A 393-nucleotide genomic window follows, 5' to 3' on the forward strand; every position below is an offset into this window, starting at 1 on the left:
CTGCATCACCTGCAAGGTATCGGCTGACCATTGAATGGGCGCGCCCATCAGGCTGGCAATCCCATTGGCGGCATGAAAGCCCAGGAAGACGTACCACGCGCCCCAATGCAGCAAGGCCAGCGGTGCATACACCAGCAGCACGCGCTTGAGGATGCTGACCCTGTGCGGCCAGGTCTTGGCGCGCAACAGGCGGATCAAGGCCGACATCATGTTGTCCCCCACCATCAACAACCGCGCGATACCCCAGGGTTCGCCGTTGGTGATCGCGCGCTCTTCCATATCGGCCTCGGTGCCCGAAACCTTGTGATGGTTGAGGTGCAGATGCCTACGTATCCACGGGTTGATGGTGCTCGGGCGCGCCAGCCACACCAGGCCCATCATCACATTGTGGGG

At 61.8% G+C, this 393-nt stretch carries 1 pseudogene; it reads right to left on the reverse strand.

Annotated features, from left to right (window positions below):
* A pseudogene (locus AAEZ05_RS27870) lies at positions 1–393 on the reverse strand (fatty acid desaturase); the annotation flags it as partial.

The organism is Pseudomonas sp. HY13-MNA-CIBAN-0226 (assembly GCF_040310305.1).
GTDB classification, from domain to species: Bacteria; Pseudomonadota; Gammaproteobacteria; order Pseudomonadales; family Pseudomonadaceae; genus Aquipseudomonas; species Aquipseudomonas gregormendelii.